The 18,172-nt window shown below is 69.2% G+C and carries 21 protein-coding genes; 15 read left to right on the top strand and 6 right to left on the bottom strand.

Annotated features, from left to right (window positions below; genetic code table 11):
• From AC5JJ2_RS02975 to AC5JJ2_RS02925, 11 genes are all read left to right on the top strand, one after another.
• On the top strand, positions 1–672 hold the full coding sequence (locus AC5JJ2_RS02975; protein ID WP_495856469.1) for a hypothetical protein: 672 nt from the start codon (positions 1–3) through the stop codon (positions 670–672).
• Positions 665–3,133: a type IV secretory system conjugative DNA transfer family protein gene (locus AC5JJ2_RS02970; protein WP_495856468.1), complete on the top strand. Its 2,469-nt coding sequence runs from the start codon at positions 665–667 to the stop codon at positions 3,131–3,133. Before AC5JJ2_RS02975 ends, AC5JJ2_RS02970 begins: the two co-directional genes overlap by 8 nt.
• Entirely contained in the window at positions 3,130–3,756 is a 627-nt protein-coding gene (locus tag AC5JJ2_RS02965) for a hypothetical protein (protein WP_495856467.1), read from the top strand. Before AC5JJ2_RS02970 ends, AC5JJ2_RS02965 begins: the two co-directional genes overlap by 4 nt.
• A 3-nt stretch (positions 3,757–3,759) precedes the next feature.
• The gene (locus tag AC5JJ2_RS02960; protein WP_495856466.1) at positions 3,760–4,482 is read left to right on the top strand and encodes a hypothetical protein; all 723 of its coding nucleotides are present in this window, start codon (positions 3,760–3,762) and stop codon (positions 4,480–4,482) included.
• Positions 4,483–4,751: 269 nt separating this feature from the next.
• Positions 4,752–5,093 carry a hypothetical protein gene (locus AC5JJ2_RS02955; RefSeq protein WP_495856465.1) on the top strand — a complete coding sequence of 114 codons (342 nt, stop codon included), beginning with the start codon at positions 4,752–4,754 and terminating at the stop codon, positions 5,091–5,093.
• Between the two features lie 152 nt (positions 5,094–5,245).
• Positions 5,246–5,473: a plasmid related protein gene (locus tag AC5JJ2_RS02950; protein ID WP_495856464.1), complete on the top strand. Its 228-nt coding sequence runs from the start codon at positions 5,246–5,248 to the stop codon at positions 5,471–5,473.
• Positions 5,474–5,483: 10 nt separating this feature from the next.
• Positions 5,484–5,708: a hypothetical protein gene (locus AC5JJ2_RS02945; protein ID WP_495856463.1), complete on the top strand. Its 225-nt coding sequence runs from the start codon at positions 5,484–5,486 to the stop codon at positions 5,706–5,708.
• A gap of 289 nt (positions 5,709–5,997) precedes the next feature.
• Positions 5,998–6,258, top strand: a complete 261-nt coding sequence (locus AC5JJ2_RS02940; protein ID WP_495856462.1) for a type I restriction endonuclease subunit M — start codon at positions 5,998–6,000, stop codon at positions 6,256–6,258.
• Between the two features lie 229 nt (positions 6,259–6,487).
• On the top strand, positions 6,488–6,808 hold the full coding sequence (locus AC5JJ2_RS02935; RefSeq protein WP_495856461.1) for a hypothetical protein: 321 nt from the start codon (positions 6,488–6,490) through the stop codon (positions 6,806–6,808).
• 86 nt (positions 6,809–6,894) lie between these two features.
• Complete coding sequence (locus AC5JJ2_RS02930; protein ID WP_495856460.1) at positions 6,895–7,158, top strand: hypothetical protein; 264 nt, start codon at positions 6,895–6,897, stop codon at positions 7,156–7,158.
• Positions 7,155–7,442 (top strand): helix-turn-helix domain-containing protein, encoded by a 288-nt coding sequence (locus AC5JJ2_RS02925; RefSeq protein ID WP_495856459.1) that lies wholly within the window; start codon positions 7,155–7,157, stop codon positions 7,440–7,442. The genes AC5JJ2_RS02930 and AC5JJ2_RS02925 overlap by 4 nt, the downstream gene beginning before the upstream one ends.
• A 238-nt stretch (positions 7,443–7,680) precedes the next feature.
• Here the strand turns inward: AC5JJ2_RS02925 and AC5JJ2_RS02920 are convergent, their stop codons facing one another.
• The 3 genes from AC5JJ2_RS02920 to AC5JJ2_RS02910 form a co-directional block, all read right to left on the bottom strand.
• Positions 7,681–8,001, bottom strand: a complete 321-nt coding sequence (locus tag AC5JJ2_RS02920) for a DUF6166 domain-containing protein (RefSeq protein WP_495856458.1) — start codon at positions 7,999–8,001, stop codon at positions 7,681–7,683.
• Between the two features lie 96 nt (positions 8,002–8,097).
• Positions 8,098–9,129 (bottom strand): DUF932 domain-containing protein, encoded by a 1,032-nt coding sequence (locus tag AC5JJ2_RS02915; RefSeq protein WP_495856457.1) that lies wholly within the window; start codon positions 9,127–9,129, stop codon positions 8,098–8,100.
• Positions 9,130–9,328: 199 nt separating this feature from the next.
• A complete protein-coding gene (locus AC5JJ2_RS02910) occupies positions 9,329–10,558 on the bottom strand; it encodes a tyrosine-type recombinase/integrase (RefSeq protein WP_495856456.1) in 1,230 nt (409 codons plus the stop codon).
• 278 nt (positions 10,559–10,836) lie between these two features.
• On the opposite strand from AC5JJ2_RS02910, the gene AC5JJ2_RS02905 reads away from it, so the two are divergent.
• Both AC5JJ2_RS02905 and AC5JJ2_RS02900 read left to right on the top strand, forming a co-directional pair.
• Entirely contained in the window at positions 10,837–11,619 is a 783-nt protein-coding gene (locus AC5JJ2_RS02905; RefSeq protein WP_495856455.1) for a hypothetical protein, read from the top strand.
• 100 nt (positions 11,620–11,719) lie between these two features.
• Positions 11,720–12,229, top strand: a complete 510-nt coding sequence (locus tag AC5JJ2_RS02900; RefSeq protein ID WP_495856454.1) for a DUF4274 domain-containing protein — start codon at positions 11,720–11,722, stop codon at positions 12,227–12,229.
• Positions 12,230–12,369: 140 nt separating this feature from the next.
• Here AC5JJ2_RS02900 and AC5JJ2_RS02895 read toward each other — a convergent pair whose 3' ends face one another.
• The 3 genes from AC5JJ2_RS02895 to AC5JJ2_RS02885 all read right to left on the bottom strand — a co-directional run bounded on the left by AC5JJ2_RS02895 (position 12,370) and on the right by AC5JJ2_RS02885 (position 15,779).
• The gene (locus AC5JJ2_RS02895) at positions 12,370–13,125 is read right to left on the bottom strand and encodes a hypothetical protein (RefSeq protein WP_495856453.1); all 756 of its coding nucleotides are present in this window, start codon (positions 13,123–13,125) and stop codon (positions 12,370–12,372) included.
• Between the two features lie 96 nt (positions 13,126–13,221).
• Positions 13,222–14,871, bottom strand: coding sequence for a serine/threonine-protein kinase (locus AC5JJ2_RS02890; RefSeq protein ID WP_495856452.1), 1,650 nt, complete (start codon positions 14,869–14,871; stop codon positions 13,222–13,224).
• A gap of 185 nt (positions 14,872–15,056) precedes the next feature.
• Positions 15,057–15,779 carry a DUF4058 family protein gene (locus AC5JJ2_RS02885; protein WP_495856451.1) on the bottom strand — a complete coding sequence of 241 codons (723 nt, stop codon included), beginning with the start codon at positions 15,777–15,779 and terminating at the stop codon, positions 15,057–15,059.
• A gap of 165 nt (positions 15,780–15,944) precedes the next feature.
• Between AC5JJ2_RS02885 and AC5JJ2_RS02880 the strand changes: the two genes are divergently transcribed.
• Both AC5JJ2_RS02880 and AC5JJ2_RS02875 read left to right on the top strand, forming a co-directional pair.
• Positions 15,945–16,469, top strand: a complete 525-nt coding sequence (locus AC5JJ2_RS02880) for a YkgB family protein (protein WP_495856450.1) — start codon at positions 15,945–15,947, stop codon at positions 16,467–16,469.
• Between the two features lie 195 nt (positions 16,470–16,664).
• Positions 16,665–18,074 carry a TonB-dependent receptor gene (locus AC5JJ2_RS02875; protein WP_495856449.1) on the top strand — a complete coding sequence of 470 codons (1,410 nt, stop codon included), beginning with the start codon at positions 16,665–16,667 and terminating at the stop codon, positions 18,072–18,074.
• Positions 18,075–18,172 lie beyond the last annotated feature (98 nt).

Here is an 18,172-nt window from a genome sequence, read left to right as displayed (position 1 = left end):
ATGCCGCCCGACCGCGACCGCCGCATCCTCGACCAGGCCGCCCGCTACCGGCTGACCACCGTCGCCGTCGTCCGGGCGACGCTGCTGCCCGACGTTCAGCCGAACGCGGTGACGAAGGTGCTCGCCCGGCTCGTCCGTGACGGGTGCTTGCAGTCCTTCCCGCTCGTCGGCTCGCGGACCTACTTCGTCCTGTCCCGCTCCGCGGCGCGACTCTGTGGGGTGGGGGAGGACCGGGCCGCCCCGCTCGGCCCCCAGGCGCTGCCCACCGAGGCAGCCGTACTGGAGTACTGCCTGTCCGGCCCCCGCCGCCGCCACCGGCTGACCGGCCGGGAGCTGGCGGACCGACTGCCCTGGCTGCCTGCCCGGCTCCGGGCGTCCCCGTACGCGGTCGATGCCGACGGCTCGCTCGAACTGATCCGCGTCGATCTGGGCGGCCCGGCCGACCACGTCGCCCGCAAGTGCCGCGTCGATGTCGTCCGCCGGCTGGCCGTCCCCGAGGGGGAGCGGCTGGTCCAGGCCGGCCGGCTCCGCCTCGTCGTCCTTACCCCGACCGCCGCGAAGGCGGACGCCATCCGCCAGTCGCTCGCCGCCCGCGAGTTGCCGGACACGCTGGCCGTCCACCTGGCCGTCGTCCCCGACCTGTATCACCTGGAGGCCCGTTACCGTGCGTGAGTCGTACCACCAAAGTCCCGGCAACCCGGTTCAAGCGGACCGCCTGCCCGACACCCTGCCGGACACCGAGTTCCCCGTGCCCGACGCCTCGCGGTCGGTCACCGTCGCCACCGCCGTTTACACGGCGATGCTGCTGGTCATCGTCTGGTGCTTCGGCCGGCTGTTGGACATCCCGTCCGGCGAGCACCTGAGCTACGTCATCGTCGCCGCGATCATTCTGCTGTTCGCCAGCCTTCGGATGACCGAGTTCCAGTACTCCGTCTTCTGCATCCTGTTTGTTGTTGTCGTGTTCGTCTCCTGTTTCGTCTCCCTGCCCATCCCGTTCGCCGCGTGGCGGACCGTGGCGTGCGTGCTGCTCGGCGGACTGGCCGCCGAACTGATGACCCACTGGGGGCTGATCTGCACCTGTTCGCCGGTCCCCCGCGTCCCGCGGGAGGCCGCCCGCCGCCGCTGGCACTACTACGCCCTGGCCACCCAGACGGCGGTCCCGCTGGCGTCGGTCCTGGCCGAGTTCGTCCCGTACCCGCACGCCGCCCTCGTCTTCCTCGCCGCCTGGAGCCTGGTCAGCGGCGGGCAAGCGGTCCTGGCGGCCGGCCGCGCCGCCTGCTGGCGGGTTGCCCGGTCGGTGTGGACTTCATGGCTGACCTACAACCCGCACCGGCACGCCGCGCCCGGCCTGCTCCGCATCCGTTGGCGGCGGCTGACCGGCCGGCTGGTGTGGGTGCTCGCCGCCCTCTACCTGGTGGCGCGGGCGCACGCCCATCACCCGGACCGCGGGTTCTGGGTCGCCGATCTGGCCGTCGATCTGCTCGTCACGTTCGCGGTGCCCACCCTGCTCGCGCTGCCGGTGCTGGTGGAGGCCGACGCGGGCCGCGCCGACCCCCGTTCCCCGGGCGAGTGGGAGCGGCTCGTCCTGGCGGTCCGCCGGTCCGCCTGCCCGATCGAGCGGGACAGCCTGTACCTCGGCTGGGCGGTGGCCGACGGCAGCCCGGTCCTCGTCCCCCGCGGCGTGTTCACCGAACACGCCCACTTCCTCGGCGACTCCGGGTCGGGCAAAACGTCGCTCGGCCTGCTCCCGTGGCTCGAACAGATGGTCGCGTTCGGGGACAGCAGCTTCGTCGTGCTCGACATGAAGGGGGACTCGGCCGAACTGCTCGCCACCCTCCACGCCGCCGCCGACCGCGCCCGCAACCACACCGGCCGGGCGGTCCCGGTCAAGCACTTCAGCACCCGGACCGACCACAGCACGTTCGCCTACAACCCGCTCACCCAGCCGTTCTGGGACCGGCTCGACCCGCTCGCCCGCACCGACCACGTCCAGAACGCCGCGGGCATGTTCTACGGCACCGGGTACGGCCCCGGGTACTTCACCTCCGCGATCGGGGCGTTGCTGCACTACGTCCTGACGAAGCACCCGAACGTCCGCACCTTCCGCGAACTGGCCGACCGCACCCGGCACGCCGTCGCCACGGCCAGCCCCCGCGACCTGCGGCCGGAGGTGAAGTCGGCCGGCATCCACCTGCTCATGGTGCTCGATCGACTGGCCGCGTGCGAGGCCCTGAACGTCGGGCCGGACGCCGGCGACGCCGACATCCGAACACAAGCCCTGGACTTCACCGCCCCGTTCCGCGACCCGTGCGTCTACTACTTCCAGCTCCCGTCCACGCTCACCCCCGGCATCGCCCCGGAAGTCGGCCGGCTGGCCATCGCCTCCCTCCTGACCGCCGCCGCCACCATCGACCCGGCCAACCGCCGCCAGGTGTACCTGGTCATCGACGAGTTCCAGCGGGTCGTCGCCCACAACCTGGAGGCACTCTTGCAACTCGCCCGGAGCATGAACGTCGGCGTGATCCTGGCCAACCAGACGATGCAAGACCTGAAGCAGCCCGACCTCGACATGATCCCCACCCTGGAGTCGAACTGCCGGTTCCGCCAGTGGTTCGCCGTCTCCTCGTCGGCCGACCGCAAGCGGCTGTCCGACGGCAGCGGCCTCACCGTCGAGCAGAAGGGGAGCTTCGACTACGGCCCCCTCCGCCCGGACTGGACGTGGCTGTGGAAGCTGGTCTGGCCGAGTGCGACGTTCAGCGAGGAAGTGAAGCCGCGGCTGTCCGAGAACGACATCCTGCTGGCCACCGACCACCCGTTCCGCAGCGTGCTCACTGTCACACGCGGGGCCGGCTACGCCCAGTACGGCGGCCTGCCCCTCATCGTCGAGTCCCGCTTCCACATCCCCGAACAAGAGTACCGGCGGCGGCGGGTGGTGCCCTGGCCGGGGCCGGGCGGCGGCGCGTTCGTGCCGCGGACCGAGCCGGCCGCCGGCAGGCCGAACCCGACCCGTGTTGGCCCGCGGGTGACCGGCGAAGTCCTCGGCGGCGACCCGCTGGCCGGGCTGGACGACCTGTTCGGCATTCCCGGCTCGCCTCCCCCGCGGACGCCCCGGCGGAAGGAGTTGGATCAATGACCCTGACGCCGCGCGACCTCGACATCGCCGTCACACTGGCCCGCCGGGTGCGGCTCATGACCCTCGACGACCTCGTCCGCGTCTGGTGGGCGGACAGCTACTCCTACCAGACCGCCTGGCACCGCCTTCGGGAACTCGCCAGGGGCGACTGGGTCCAACTGGGCCGGCTCAACCTCCGCACGGTCCCGGCCACCGACCCACTGTTCGTGTGGTCCCCCGGACAACCCGACCCGGACGCCGAAGTCGTGTCGCACCTCGCCCGGTCGCGGTGGTCGGGTGCGGCTGTCCCGAGCGCCGTCGTCATCGCCGGGCGGCGGGCGGCCAACGTGTACGGTAGCACCGCCGGCCGCCTCCCGGCCGTGAACCACCGCGACCACGACGCGCACCTGGGGGCGGTGTACGCCGCATACCGGGAGCGCCGCCCGAACGAGGCTGCCGATTGGGTAGGCGAGGACGCCCGGCCGAAGGCCGGGTTCCGGGTCAAAGACCCCGACGCGCTGCTCGTGGACGCGACCGGGCGGACCTACCGAGTGGTCGAGTGCGCCGGCGGCTACACGCCCGACCAGGTGCAGGCGTTTCACGCCCACTGCGCCGACCGCGAACTCCCCTATGAATTCTGGTGACCCGTGACCCCACGACCCGACCCGGAACGCCTTCGCCTCGCGCTCGGGCACGTTGCCCGCTACCGGCTGACCACGCCGGAAGCGCTCAAGGCCGTGGCGGCCCTCCGGCTAGCCACGACCGCCAGCGCCCTCGCACTCCTTCGCACGCTCACCACCGAAGGGTTGCTCGGTCAAGCCCCGCTCGACCGGCACGGGCCTTACTTCTACCTGACTCCGAAGGGTGGGAGGGAGGTCATCGGCTCAGAATTGACACATCAGTCGGGTCCGCTGTCCGAGCCGGCCAAGCTCCGGGCCTTCGCGCTGCTCGCGTTCTGCCGGCTCATCGGCGTCAACCGGGAACGGCTGTCGGCCGACGACCTCCGTCGCCTCGTGCCGGGGCTGGATACTGGCGGGATGCCATCGACCTTCTATGCGGAGCGATCTGAATCGCGTCGCGTCCTGGGGTTCGCCCGGAACGACGCCGGCGGGACCGGTCGCTGGGACCGAATCCTGGCCACGCTCGCCGCCGATGTGCGTCGCTTCGCCGGCGAGCCGGCCCTCCGGCCGCTCGTCCGCGGCGGGTCGTTCGAGGTCACGCTCGTGACCGCCACTCGCGAGAAAGCGGAGCGACTCCGGGCGTGCCTGACGGACGCCGGCGAGCCGCCGATCCCGGTCCACTTCGCCGCCGTCCCCCGGCTGCTCGCCCTCGTCGGCTCGATCCGTTCGCCACGCCCGCCGCCGGGCTGAACGACCCCAACTCCCCTACACGGGTTTTGCTCCGCTCCTGGTCCCGGGAGCACGAAAAAACAACGGGCGTTGGATGTTTGGCAACCGTAGGCGGTGCGACTGGGATGCCAGCGCCCCGCCGAATCATGTGAAGGAGAACGTGTATGTTTCGCGTCAGCTATGGACGGCCCCGATGGCGCTTTTGGCGGCCGAGGAAACAGAGGAAGCCCCCGGCTTCCCTCCACGCCCGGTTCTGCAAGGGCTGCGGGCTGGAGTTCGTCGATGGTCCGATGCCGAATTCCCAGAAGGTGATCACGGTCGGCAACATCGGAGCCGTCGTGTACCCCGCCGGGAACTGGCGTCGCGGGGATTGCGTGGTGCGGTTCGGGCGGTGGAAGGCCCCTTTCAAGGGGAGGCTGGAGCTGTCCGAGTTCGTGCCGCACGACGACCTCGACGACCTGATCCAGGTCGCCGCGCTCGCGCGCGAATTCACCCACAAGCGGAGCCACGCGGTCCGCAGTGGGCTGAGGTTAGCCAACGGTTTTGACTCGAACCGAGCCGCCCCACCCGCACCAGCCGGGGGTCAGGCTCACGGACGCTCGCACCGGCAATTCAGCCGGCCGAGCAAATAACCCGGAAGGGGGGCGACGAACGGCTCGTCGTCTCCCCTCCACTTTGGAAACGGAGGTGTATGGGAACACAGAAAACCCACCCCCAACCCGAGCGGCCCCGAACCGCGTTCGAGATGGGGAAAACGTGCGTCACGCGCGGAGTGCACGAGTCGGTGTCGGCCGCGGACATTTTTCGCTGCCTGTCGCGGCACAGCCGGTGCGACTGGGGCGATTTGTGCGACGACGACCTACAGCGGAACGATGAAGCGTTGGTGGACGGGAGTCGGCTGTTCTCGGCGTACCGGCTCGACGACGGCCGCAAGCTGTGGGTCATCACGGAAGCCAAGGATGACGACGAACGGCGCAGTCACACGACGGTGCTGTTCCCCGACGAGTACTGAGGAGGTGGACATGGAAGCGAAGAACTTCATCCAGAACCTCCCGTCAGTCTCGGACCACTTGGCCATCGAGACCCTGACCGAGGTGCTGTACGCCCAGGTCAACGCCCAGTTCCGCGACTTCGTCGAGTACCCCAGGCCCGACCACCCGTTGGTCAACTTGGTGATGCTGATCAAGTGGCTCAGCGACCTGCCGCCGGGACCGGCAGACCACCGCCTGCGGTGGGTGAAGGAGTGAAGTCGAATCGGATCGGCTTGACAGGAGTCGTTCCGCCCCGGATCGCGGGCGGATCGGGATCAGTTTCGATGCGGTTGACGGTGAAGGTGTAGCGGGACGACACACGCGATCCAGGCTGAGTCGCCTGCGGATGCTCGCATCGGCAATGAGGCCGGCACGAGCGATGAACCCGGCTCGACTGTGCAACGCCCGGCCCGCGTTGCCCGTCGGCCATTTGGAATGGAGGTGTATGGGACGAGACACGATCCCACCCGACTCCGAGCCCGCACGGCCGCGGTTCGAGACGGGAATGACGTATGTGACCCGCAAGGTTCACGAGTTCGTTTCGGCCGAGGACATCTTGCTCTGCTTGCTGCGGCACCGTCGCGGCGAGTGGGGCGACTTGGACCCCCTCGACCGGGAGGCGAACGAACGGGCGCTGCTCTCGGGCGGGCGGGTCTTCTCGGAGCACAAGATCAGTGACGGCCGCACGCTCTGGGTCATCACCGACGCGACGGGGGACGACGGGCGGCGACGCCGCACCCGGATGCTGTTCCCCCGCGAGTGCTGAGCGGCCCGCGCTCGTACCACCAACCGTCTCGCCGGACCGCCGGCGAAGAACAGCAGGGCTTGTTCTGTTGTTGTGTTGGGAAGGGAAAAACGGAGCGACTCATGCGAACTGGGCCGAGCCGCCCCGCGGACGCTCGCACCGGCAATTCGGCCGAGGCGGGCAAATAACCAGGGCCGAGTCTGCAACGCCTGGCCCGCGTTGTCAACCGGCCCGCTTGGAGAGGAGGTGTATGGGAAGAAAGAACGGCCAATCCCACATCGAGCGGCACCGAGCCGCTTGTGGGTTGGTGGACACGTACGTCACGGACGCGGTGTACGAGTCCGTGGCGGTCCGGGAGATCGATCGCTGTCTCGCGCGACACCGGGCGGACGACTGGGGCAACGTGTGCCCGGTTTACCGCCAGCGGAACGACGAGGCGTTCATCAACGGTGATCGGACCTTCTCGGCGTACCGGTTGAGCCGGGGCCGCGAGGTGCTGGTCATCACGAACGCCGATTACGACGACGAGCGAACCCCGAACACCAACGTGTATTTGGCGGACGAGTACTGAGCGGTTTAGCAGTGCAGGTTTTGGGCGGGTCGAGTTCTTCGACCCGCCTCTTTCAGCCAGTCGCTCTGTTGTAGCTGGAGACGACCATGACGAAGGCTCCTGTCCACACCATCCGCCTCGGCTTTATCAAGGCCAACATCTGGCGGAACAAATCCCGGTACGGCGACCGGCACAACGTCACCGTCTGCCGGCTCTACAAGGACGGCGACCTGTGGCGGGAGTCCACCCACTTCGGCCGGGATGACTTGCTCACCCTTGCAAAGGTGCTCGACTTCGCCCACACCTGGATTCACACGCACGCCGCCGCCGCGGACGACCGACAGGGCGACGACCGGGAGGCAGACGAGTGACCCGCGACGACGTGACCGCCGTGCTGGACCGGCTCGACCGCATCGAGGCGGTCCTCCGCTCGCTCGCCGAGCAGCGGGCGTCGAAGGACTGGTACTCGGTGGACGAGGCGGCGGCAATCCTGGGCAAAGCCCGGTACACCGTCCGCGAGTGGTGCCGGCTCGGCCGAATCCAGGCCCGCAAGCACGACCACGCCCGCGGCCCGCACCCGGAGTGGGTGATCGCCCACGGCGAACTGGCCCGCGTCCAGGCGGAGGGCTTACGGCCACTCCCGCAGCGGCGATGAGAGGCCGCGTGACCGCTCACTCGTCGGGGGTTCGGAGCGGACCTCATCCGCAACGGAATACTCTTCCGCTGGGGTTCGAGTCGTCGGTTCATAAGTACGAGCGAAAGCGGACGTCAGAATCCCGAAACCGGACGTGGCGGGTATTATGGCCACGATGGGAGGTGAAGGTACGACCAGCGGTCGGATCGCGATGACGGTCGGCCGGTGGTGCGTAAACCTTCCGGCCGAACCTGTAGCGTCAGTCCGCCGGGATGACCCCGAGGGACCAGATGGCGCGGGACAACTCGTCGGCCGTGAGCGTCCACTCCGTGGGCGGGAGCTTGGCGACGACCTTGAACTTCAGCCGCTGGTAGATCGCCTCGGCCATCTCGTAGTCGCCCAGCACGTCGGCCGCTAAAGCGAGGGAGAGTTGCGCCGGGCCGCTGCCCGCGTAACCCCACTCAAACCCGTCGCCGTGCCGGCGGAGGTCGTACCGCGGGTCAAGCCCGCGACACCCGTCCTCGTCCGACACCGTCACAACGCAACCGTGGTCCGTCCGCGAACCCGAGTACACTTTCATCGGGATGTCCTGTTTGGTGGGAATGGGAACGGCCGCGGCAGAGCGCCGCGGCCGTCGAGAGCAGACTGGAATGGGTGGGCAAGGCCGCCCGTCGCGTTACGCGGCCAGCGCCAGGAGGGCCGCCGCCTGCACGTCGATCGCCGTCCGATCGCCCGCGTACTCGACCTGCTGGGCCAGCCGGGTGAGGGCGTCTACTAGAGCGAAGATGGTGAACCGCCCGCCGCCCACCGACTCGACCGCCTGCTTGGCCAGCCCGCGGGACAGGCCGTGCTTGGCGAGTTCCTTCATCACCGCCTCGGCGTCGTCGCCCAACCGTTCGGTCATCGCCTTGCGGATCACCCGTGCGAACCCGTCCCGTCGCTCGTCCCGCTTGGCCACGAGTTGCTCGATGTGCTTGCGAATGTCGCCGAGCGCGTCGCCGACGCGGGCGGTGTGTTTGCGGGTGAAGTCGATCACCTCCACCGCGTCCCAGACGATGTGGTTGGCGCAGACCTGCTGGAACCAGAACGTCTGGATGCCGACGCTCCGCTTGCCCACCTCCGAGTTCCAGACGAAGAAGCCGGGGGCGAACGCCTCCCCGTCGATCTCCGCCCACCCGGACGGGTCGATCAGGAAGCAGAACAGGTCCTGCTCCCCGCAGTAGAGGCCGGTCGCCCCGTTAAATCCGGTCTGGGGCGGGGTGAAGTCGGTCGCGGCCTCCCGCACCACGTCCACCAGATCGGCGTTGTGCAGCCGGGTGTACGCCGTGCCGTGGACCGACCGGACGGTGTCGCCGCGGGTGAACAGTTGCAACGGCTTGGTGCCGCCGGGCATCGTCTCGCGGAAGGCGCGGGCGGCCGTGTCGGGGGTCAGCCGGTTGATCGTGTCTTTGCCGACGCGGGCCAGCCCGCACAGTTGGCCGAAGCTCCAGTCGTTCAGCCCGAACGGTCCGTCGGTGTTTGCCCGCAGACCGAGCCGCGCATCGGCCGTCGGTTCGGGCACGAGCGACGAGGGCGCGACCCAGCGGTCGGCCGATTCGTCCTTCTCCCGCCGACAGTGGGCGGCGAGGGCGTCGAGGGTGGGGAACCGCTCGTCCGGCGCGCGCCGGAACAGTTCCCCGCTCGCGCGGGTGAGATTCTGCTTCGTCATGTCAGTCCTCGGTTTGGGAACGGAATGTGGGACTTGAGAGAACCTGATGGATGCACCACCGGCCTCCCGCCCGGCCCGAGTCGGATCAGGCGGGGCGCGAGGCCGGGCGTATGGCTACCGCAGCCGAGGAGGGGAAGGACCAGAGCGAGCAAACCGGAATTACCACACGTTTCGTCGGGAATCAAACCGGCCCGGCCGGTTAGCCGAACACCCCGCGGATGATCTGTTGCTCGCGGCTCGGAAAGAGGTGCGTGTACCGCTTGTGGGTGGCCGCCGACAGGTGCCCGACCCACCCTTGAAGCACCCGCTGGTCCACCCCGTCGGCGGCGCAGATGCTGATGAACGAGTGCCGTAGGACGTGCCACCCCCGCAGCACCGCCCATTCAGACCCGGCCACCAACTGCCGGAAGTGCTCGTACGCCGTCGTCGGGGTGATCGGCCGCGGCCCGCGGGCGTCGATCGTCTGGCAGAACAGGTGCTGCCCGCCGGGGTGGACGGCCAGCCAGTCGCGGACCACCCCGCAAAGGAACCTCGACACGGGCACCCGGCGGGTGGACCGCTGCCCCCGTACCCGCTTCCGCTCCCGGACCACGGCCGAGCCGGCGTCCAGGTCCACGTCGTCGATCCGCATCCGCATCAGTTCCGACCGGCGTGCCCCCGTGTGCGCAGCGAACGCCACCATCGGGAAGAGGTGAGGCAGATGAGCCTTCGACTGGGCGAACGTGAGGAACGCGGTCAGTTCCTCTTTGCCCAGGAACAGGCAAGCCCACAGGTCCGCGATTTCATCTGAGGACAGCCCTCCGCGGGCAATCTTCCGCTCGATCTCGGCCCGCGTCTGGAACCCCGGCTTCTCGTCCGTCTTCGGGTAGATGAGCGCCCGGCCGGGGTAGGTCCCGGTCAACAGCCCGCCCCGCACCGCCCAGTTCCAGGCCGCCCGGAGGGTGGCCAGATCCTTCTGCACTGTCACCGGAGAGACCGGCTGTTGCCGCTTGCCTTTCATCCGACAGCGGGCGGTGACGTACTCCTGGAGACGCCCGGTTGTGAACTGGGCGACAACGATCCGCTCGCCGAAGTGTCGGATCAGGTGGGTGAAGTGGATTCGCAACATGACGAGGGTCTTTGGCTCCAACGCCCCGTTGCCGTGCGTCTGGATGTACCGATCGCTCAGTTCGCGGAGCGTCAGCACGGGCATCGCCGGGCGCGTCTCGTCCACGACTTTGCCGCCCGCGAGCAGGTACGCCGTCACATCGGCGTCCGGCGGCGGGGGAGGGAGTTCCTTGTTGCGGACGCGGATGAGGACGCGGTCCACCGACCCGCGAATCGCATCCGCCTCCCGCCTGTCCCGCGTCTTCAGCGCGTGACTGAACTGCCGGCCGTCGAACCGGTAGAGCAGGTGGAACCACCCGCTCCGTTGCTGTAAACTAGCCATGAAAGGCATCCCCCGTCGGGTTTGCCGCACGACTGCCCTACGACAGCAGCAGTGTTAGCAAAACGCTCGCGACGGGTTTGTACCGAGAGATCGATGACGCCAGGGAGGTCATCGCAACTCGTTACCGGGAAATGCTTCGGGGAAACCGGCCTGTGCCGATGACCCCCGAACCCAGCTTAGTCGCTGCACCTGACCGGCAGGGCATGATTGGTTTCTGGGAGCTCATAGCGCCCCGCCGGGCCGGTGAGGGGGGTCGTTCGGCCACAGGAGGAATGCTCGTGTCTAGCGACGCATCCGAGTTCCTGGGTGTCTACTCGGTCTACTCGGTCGAAGGGTTGCCGACATCCGAGTATCGCGATTGGGTGGATCGCTGGAACGGTCCCCCTGAACAAAAGGCTCTGGCTCGTGGTGCGCTGGCTGCCTACGACCGCGAGCGCGCCACCGAGTCGCTGACGGACGACGACCTGCAGCCAATCCTGGCCGCGGCCCGGTCCTCGCGTTATGGAGTCTGGGACATCGGCCTGCGTATGCTGTGTCGCGTTGGAGGACGACACGCACTCGGTTTGGCGGCCCTGGAGGGATTGTTCGACGGCGGGTCGGCGATGCTGCGCTGCCGGGTCGTTACGTCCCTGAGAGATTGTCTTCCACGGGAATTCTGCGTTCATTTGGCCCGGCGCGGCCTTGCCGACAGAGCCAAGAGCGTGCGGGTCGGCGCGGGTGAAACGTGTCAGCGTCTGCTGTTGAAGGAGTTGCTCGGAGAGATGATCCGGGTCGAGCAGAACGAGACGTGCGAGAAGGCTCGTCTCCCGATGCGTTGCTCGATCGGCCTTCTTCGCGACGCCTTCTTCCTTTGGCCGTCGGACGATGATGAGCCGCCCTCCTTCATCGTGCGAGTCTCGGAGGGCGTGCCGGAGGTGATTGTCGATCTCGGCCCGCCTTGGTGCCCGGAGTCGGTATCGACGGATGAAGAAGCACGCCCGTATGCGGAAGAGTTTCGGCGCGTTCAAGGGCAAACGCACCGGCCCTTTCGCTGGGACGACGAAGGCAGAACCAACGGATGAAGCTGACCGGGGCGGCCCTCTTCGTTTCGCGCGGCATGAAGGTCTTGCAGGTGGCCCCGGCAGCTTATCCGTCTCGTTCGGCGGAACGGAGGCATTTCCTATGGCGTTGTCCGAAGGGCGGCGGCAAGCGATTCTGAAGCTCGTCGGCCAGGGGTCCGGCGACCTGGAACAGGACGAGCGGTTCGCGCTCGACGCGGAGAAGCCGCACCTCCGGGAGCTGCACCGGGCGCGGGAAGACTTCTTGCGGGCCTGCACCAGCCCGGAGGAACTCGACTTCTTCGCCGCGAACTGGGGGCGGGACGGCCGGGAGAAGCCGATCCACGCGCTGGTCGCGAACCCGCACGCCGACGCCGGGACGCTGCTCCGGCTGTTCTGGTACTCGGACCCGGAGTACTACTACTCGCAATACCGCTCGGCCGCCGAGGCGGAGGCCGGCACGGACCGCGATATCGTTACGACGCTGGAAGCCGTCGAACGCCGGATCACCCAATCCGAGTACCGGACCGCGGCCGTCCCGTTCGACCCGACGGGGCACGTCACGATGTCGGACCGCCGCCCGGAGTTCGCCCGGCCCATCCCGGAGGTCCTGTACCGGCCGATCCCCGGCTAAGCAACACCCGCCGTGGACGGCGGGCCTAATACCGTTCCGCGGGAAGCCCCGAAGCGGGGCTAAAAAAACGACGTGATCCGAGAGGTGATTACTTTCACCCGAACGACGGGCCGCCGCCGCTCAGGCGTCGCCCCCGGCGGTTACGCGAACACGGCAAGCGCCACCACCAGCACGACGGCCGCGGCCCCGATTCCCAGCCACGTCGTCAGGTAGCCCTTCGTCCACTGGTCCAGCCGCAGGAACGCGTACGCGGCCGCCACCAGCGCGAACAGCACGCCGCCGACGCGGAAGCCGATCGTCACCCGCTCCGTCGCCCGCAGCTGCTGGACCTGGTGCTCCGTCAGTTCCAGGTCGATCTCCACGTACCGGACGTTCGGGTTCAGCTTGCTGCTCTTGACGAGGTTCTTCTCGTCCTCCGACAGCGGCAGCTCCCGCACGTCCCCCTTCACGTACTCGTTCTTCATCGTCGCCATCGACGGCCGGGCGTGGATCGGCGGGTCGAGCGCCTCCAGTTGCTTCATCAGCTCGATCCGGGCCACGCCGAGCGCGTCGGCCAGCGCCTGGTCCTTCGAGCCGTGCGGCTTGCTACTGCGGATCGCGGGCAGCTTGAGCGCCACCTGCCCCCCCGCCGTCCGCGCGGCGGCCACCTTCTCGCGGATGATCGGCGGCGCGAACACCACGACCGTCGGCTTCGCGGCGTCCGCCGGCTTCGCCTCCGCCGGCGGCTCCGGGGCCGTCGGCGGCTCGGCCGGCTTCGGCTCCTCCTTCGGCGGGGCCGGCTTGTCGGTCTTCTTGCTCGCCGTCTTCGGCGGCCGCGGCTTGCCGTCGCACCCCACGAGGCCGAACGCGACCACCGCGACCAACAGGCCGGCCAGCATCGTTCGCGCTCGGTTCATGGGCTTGCTCCTGGGGCAGAGGTCAGAAGTCAGAGGTCAGGAAAACCCGACCCGTATCTGTCTTCTGACCTCTGATGTCTGATCTCTGACTTCTGCTTACCGCGACCGCCACCGCAGCTTCTTCGCCGGCGGCGGGGGCGGCGGGACCCACGGGGCGACCCACTGCACGGCGACCGTCGCCAGGATGAGCGGGAGGATGCCGAACTCGAGCGTCCCGGCCTGCCACGGCCACAGGAACGACAGCACCCCGCCCCAGAACGCGGCCACGAACGGCGGGAACAGGCTGAACCGGTCCTTGCGGTCCTTCGCCGCCATCCGCCACCACCGGGCCGCCCCCAGCACGCACGCGAAGTACAGCACGTACCCGGACGCCACCGGGACCGACCGCGGTGGCATGTTCATCCACCCGAACAGGTACGAATTCGCCGTCGGCGACTCGTCCTCCACGGCGTCGAACGTCGGGCCGATCCAGCCGTCGAGCCAGAACGAGAGCGCCCCGACGAGCACACCGAGGCCGGCGAACCGCAACCGGCGGCCCCAGCTGTCGGCGGTCTTGTACCGCGCCCGGCCGGCCGCCAGGAGCACGGCCCACGCCAGCGCGACGGACACGAGGCCCATCTTGCCGATGCTCGCCCAGTCGCCGGTCCGGGTGACGACCAGCCACGGGACGACGCCGAGCGCGACCACGGCCGGGGCCTGCAACATGCCGCCGAGCAGCTCCGTCAGCCGGTCGCGGTACGACACGCCCGGCTCCGGCGTCGGGACCGTCACGACCGGCCTCAGGACGGGGACGTGCTTCACGGGGACCGGCGGCGGAACCGGCGGCGCGACCGGCACGGCCTTCGGCACTTCCGCCGCCACCGGCACGGCCGGGGCCATCGGCGGCGGCTCCGGCACGGCGACGACCTCCGCCACGTGGACCGACTTCGCCAGCGGCGGCGGCGGGACGACCGGGTTCGTCGGGTACGCCGCGTCCACCGCCTTCGCCATCTCTACCATCGTCGCGTACCGCTTCAGCGGGTTCTTCTCCAGCGCCTTCGCGATGACCGGCTTGAACGGCTCCGGCACGCCGTCCAGGTTCGGCGTCGCCGTCAGGTGCTTCATCAGAATCTCGGCGTCGCTCTCCCCGTCGAACGGGAGCTTGCCAGTCAGCATCTCGTGCAGCATCACGCCGCACGCATAGATGTCGATCGACTTCGTGTACGACCCGCTGGAAATCTCCGGGGCCATGAAGTGGACCGTGCCGACGGTCCGCGTCTGCTGCTTGTTCGTCAGGCTCATCGCCTTGCACAGGCCGTAGTCGCCGACCTTCAGGCTGCCGTGTTCGAGGAAGATGTTCGCCGGCTTCAGGTCGCGGTGGACGACGCCGTGGTCGTGCAGGTACGCGACGGCGCGGGAGAGACTTTGGAACCACTCGACGGCGAGGTTGACCGGCAGCCCGGTCGGGTGGCGGTCGAGGACCTGGGCCATGCTCTCGCCGAGGACGTACTCCATGACGAGCCACTTGTCGCCGTGGGCGTCCTCCTTGAGGTCGTAGATGTGGACGAGGTTGGGGTGCTTGAGGTTGAGGCAGTTGGCGACGCCGCGGAGCTCCACGTCCGAGCTGCCGCGGAGGAGCTTGAGGGCGACCTCCTTGCCGGCGTCGCTGACGGCGAAGTAGACCTCGCCGAACCCGCCCTTGCCGACGCCGCGCTTCACGGTGTACCCGGCGAGCGGGCGTTCGCCGGATCGGTAGGTGAACCGCATGGGGGAGCCTCGGCAGCAAAGAGACATCAATGTCTGTCGTTGTACTATTCGCGGGGTATGGGAAGGGATTTGAAAAATGGGGAAGAAATGACGAGGGGGATCGCGTGGCGAGCCGAGCGGCGTAAGCCGCCGGGTAAGTTCGTCGCGCCGGCGGGCTTGGCGACGCTCGCCGGTGACTCGGCGGACTAGGGCGCGGGCGGCGCGACCACGTCCTGCCACCGCTTCGGTACGGCGTCCCACGCGGCCATGTACGTCCGCTCCAGCGGCACGTCGATGCTCAGGCCCGGCAGCAGGAAGACCGGCATGTCCGGCAGCTCGTCGCCGACGGCGACCGGTTCGAGGTAGCCGCGCACGCGGTCGTCGCACTCGTAGGAAACCAACGTCAATGGTTTCTCCGGCGGCAGCGCGAGCGGGTCGTCCTCGACCTGCTCGAAGATGGCGGCATGGATGCCGTGCGGGTCCCGCTTGCTCGGCGGGAACGGGTCGATGATGAGTAGGTGGATGCGCTGTTGCAACAGTTCGTTCGCCTTCTCCACGAACTGGCGAATGGCGTGGGCGGCGTTCTTGTTGCCTGGGGAAACGATCTCGATCATCGCGACGATCCGGTCGCCGGTCGTGTGGTGGATGACGACGGATCGCTTCTTTCGCAGGAAGAACTCGGTGTCCGTCTCGAACGTGTACCGCGTCTTCGGTCGCGTGGCCGTGGCCGTGCCGCCGGGCGAGCTTTCGTCGTCTCGATTCTTCAGCGTGAGGATGTCCGGTCCGAACCCGGCGGCCTGCTGTTCCGGTAGGCAGTAGTAATCCGGGGGGAGGAGGCGCAACAACTCCTCGTGGATCTTCTGAATCCAGGACGTGTGGAAGGCGTGGTAGATCCCGGCCTTCACCCGTGTCCAGTCGTGCATCGGCATCGGCAGCCCTCCGGGATTCCCCTCAGTATAAACGGCGGCCTCAAGGGGGTCGATTCCGGTGTGGCATGACGGAAAAGTTCGGATTCGGTTGCAAGACGCCCCCTGGCCCCCGCTATACCCCGTCAGTTGCAATTCGCAACTAAGCCACGCGAAGGAGTCCGAGTCATGACCGCCATCGAGAACGTGCCCTCCACGACCCAAACCCGCCCCGCCGATTTCGACCTGGGGGCCGTCGGCGACAAGCTGCGGGCCGTCGGCACGCACGCCACCCGGTACGGGTTGGTCGTCGTCCTCCTCTGGATCGGCGGGATGAAGTTCACCGCCTACGAGGCCGAGGGCATCCTCCCGCTGGTGGCCAACAGCCCGTTCATGGGCTGGGCCTACGATATCCTGAGCGTCACCGCGTTCGCCGCCCTGCTCGGCGTTGTCGAGATCGTCGTCGGGCTGCTCATCGCCCTGCGGCCAGTGTCGCCGACCGCGTCGGCCGTCGGCAGCGGGCTGGCGGCCGGGATGTTCGTCACCACGCTGACGTTCCTGGTCACCACGCCCGGCGTCTGGGAGCCGAGCCTCGGCGGGTTCCCGGCCCTGTCGGCGATGCCGGGGCAGTTCGTGCTCAAGGACCTCGTGCTCCTCGGGGCCGCGCTGTGGACGGCCGGGGAGGCGCTGGCCGCCCGCCCGAACCGGCGGTAACACCACCGGCCCACGGGAACGGCGTCGCCGCCGCCGTTCCGTACAACACTTCCAGCCGGTAGCCGGACGAGGCGAACCCCGCCCACTTCGTCGGCCCTCTTCCGAACCCGACTTCGATCCGCACGACGCAACACCTTTTCCTGTACGGCCCGCAACCCGCCGGGGCGACGCCCGGCCCTCGCACGGGAGGCAGTCATGTCCGCGAACGGTCCCCTCGGGACGCGGCAGAAGGCGCTGGCGCTCAACCTCGACGGCTCGACGTACGGCGCGCTCGCCGAGATCGGCGGCGGCCAGGAGGTGGCCCGGTGGTTCTTCGCCGCCGGCGGGGCGGCCGGGACGGTGGCGAAGACCGTGTCGGCCTACGACATGGCCGTCAGCGACGCCCACTACGGGCCGACCAAGCGGTACGTCAGCCGGGAGCGGCTGGCGGCCATGCTCGCCCACGAGTTCGCCTCGCTCCGGGACCTGCTGGGGCCGGCCCGCGGGGACGCCAAGCGGTTCTTCGCGTTCGCCGACACGGTGGCGACCGGCGGCCACCGCAACCCCGGCCCCGGCCGCGTGTGGCTCGGCGTCCGGTTCCAGGGCGGGCCGCACGAGGAGCCGTCCGAGGTCCTCGTCCACGCCCACCTGCTCGACCCGGCCCCGGCCGGCCAGCAGGAGGCGCTCGGCGTGCTCGGCGTCAACCTGATCCACGCCGCCTTCTTCCGCCGCGGCGACCCGGCCGACCTGATCTCCGCCCTCCGGGACGACCTGCCGCGGCCGCGGGTCGAGGTGGACATGATCAAGTTGTCCGGGCCGGCGTTCCCCGGCGTGGACCACCGGCTGCTGGCCCTGGAGCTGGTCGAGCAGGGGCTGACGGACGCCGCCCTGTTCACGGCCGCCGGCGAGGTCGTGCAGCCGGCCGACGTGCTCCGCAAGCGGCCGGTCCTGGTCGAGCGGTGTACCTTCCGGCCGGTCACGAACCTCACCGCCGACCTGCTCGGCCGGGCGCGGGACCAGTTCCTGGGGGTGCCGGGCGTCCGCGCCGCCGGCCCCGTCGTGCTGGCCGAGATGACGCTCCGCGACCTCGACCCGGAGCACGCGGTCGGCCACCCGGACTTCCTGGCCCGGGCGGACATCCTGGGGGCCCTCGGGTTCGACGTACTCGTCTCCCGGTTCGGGGCGTCCCACGAGCTGGCCGAGTACCTGGCCCGGTCCACCGACGCCCCGGTCGGCATCGCGGTCACGCTGCCGGCCCTCCGGCAGCTCCTGGACGAGGCGCACCACCGCGACCTGCCGGGCGGCGCGCTCGAGTCCATCGGGCGGCTGTTCAAGCGGTCCGTGACGGTGTACGCGCACCCCACCCGGGACCCGGACACCGGGCGGGTCCGGACGGCCGCGGACGTGCCGGTCCCGGCCCCCTGGCAGCACCTCCGCGACCTGCTCCTCGACCTCGGCCGGGTCGTCCCGGTCCGCGGGTACGACGCGGCGTTCCTGTCGATCGACACGCACGACGTGCTGGCCCGGCTCCAGCGGGGCGACCCGTCGTGGGAGGGGCTGGTCCCGGCCGCCGTCGCGGCGACGATCAAGGCCGGGGCGTTGTTCGGGTGGCGGCCCGCGCCGTGAACGCCGCCGCCCGGTTCGGCGAATCCGAACTTTAGTTGCAAAACGCAAGTGACAGGTCGGTATAGACCGTCAGTTGCAATTCGCAACTTTCTCCGAAG

It is taken from the genome of Limnoglobus sp. (assembly GCF_059499385.1).
This window is presented reverse-complemented; position numbering and strand designations above follow the sequence as displayed.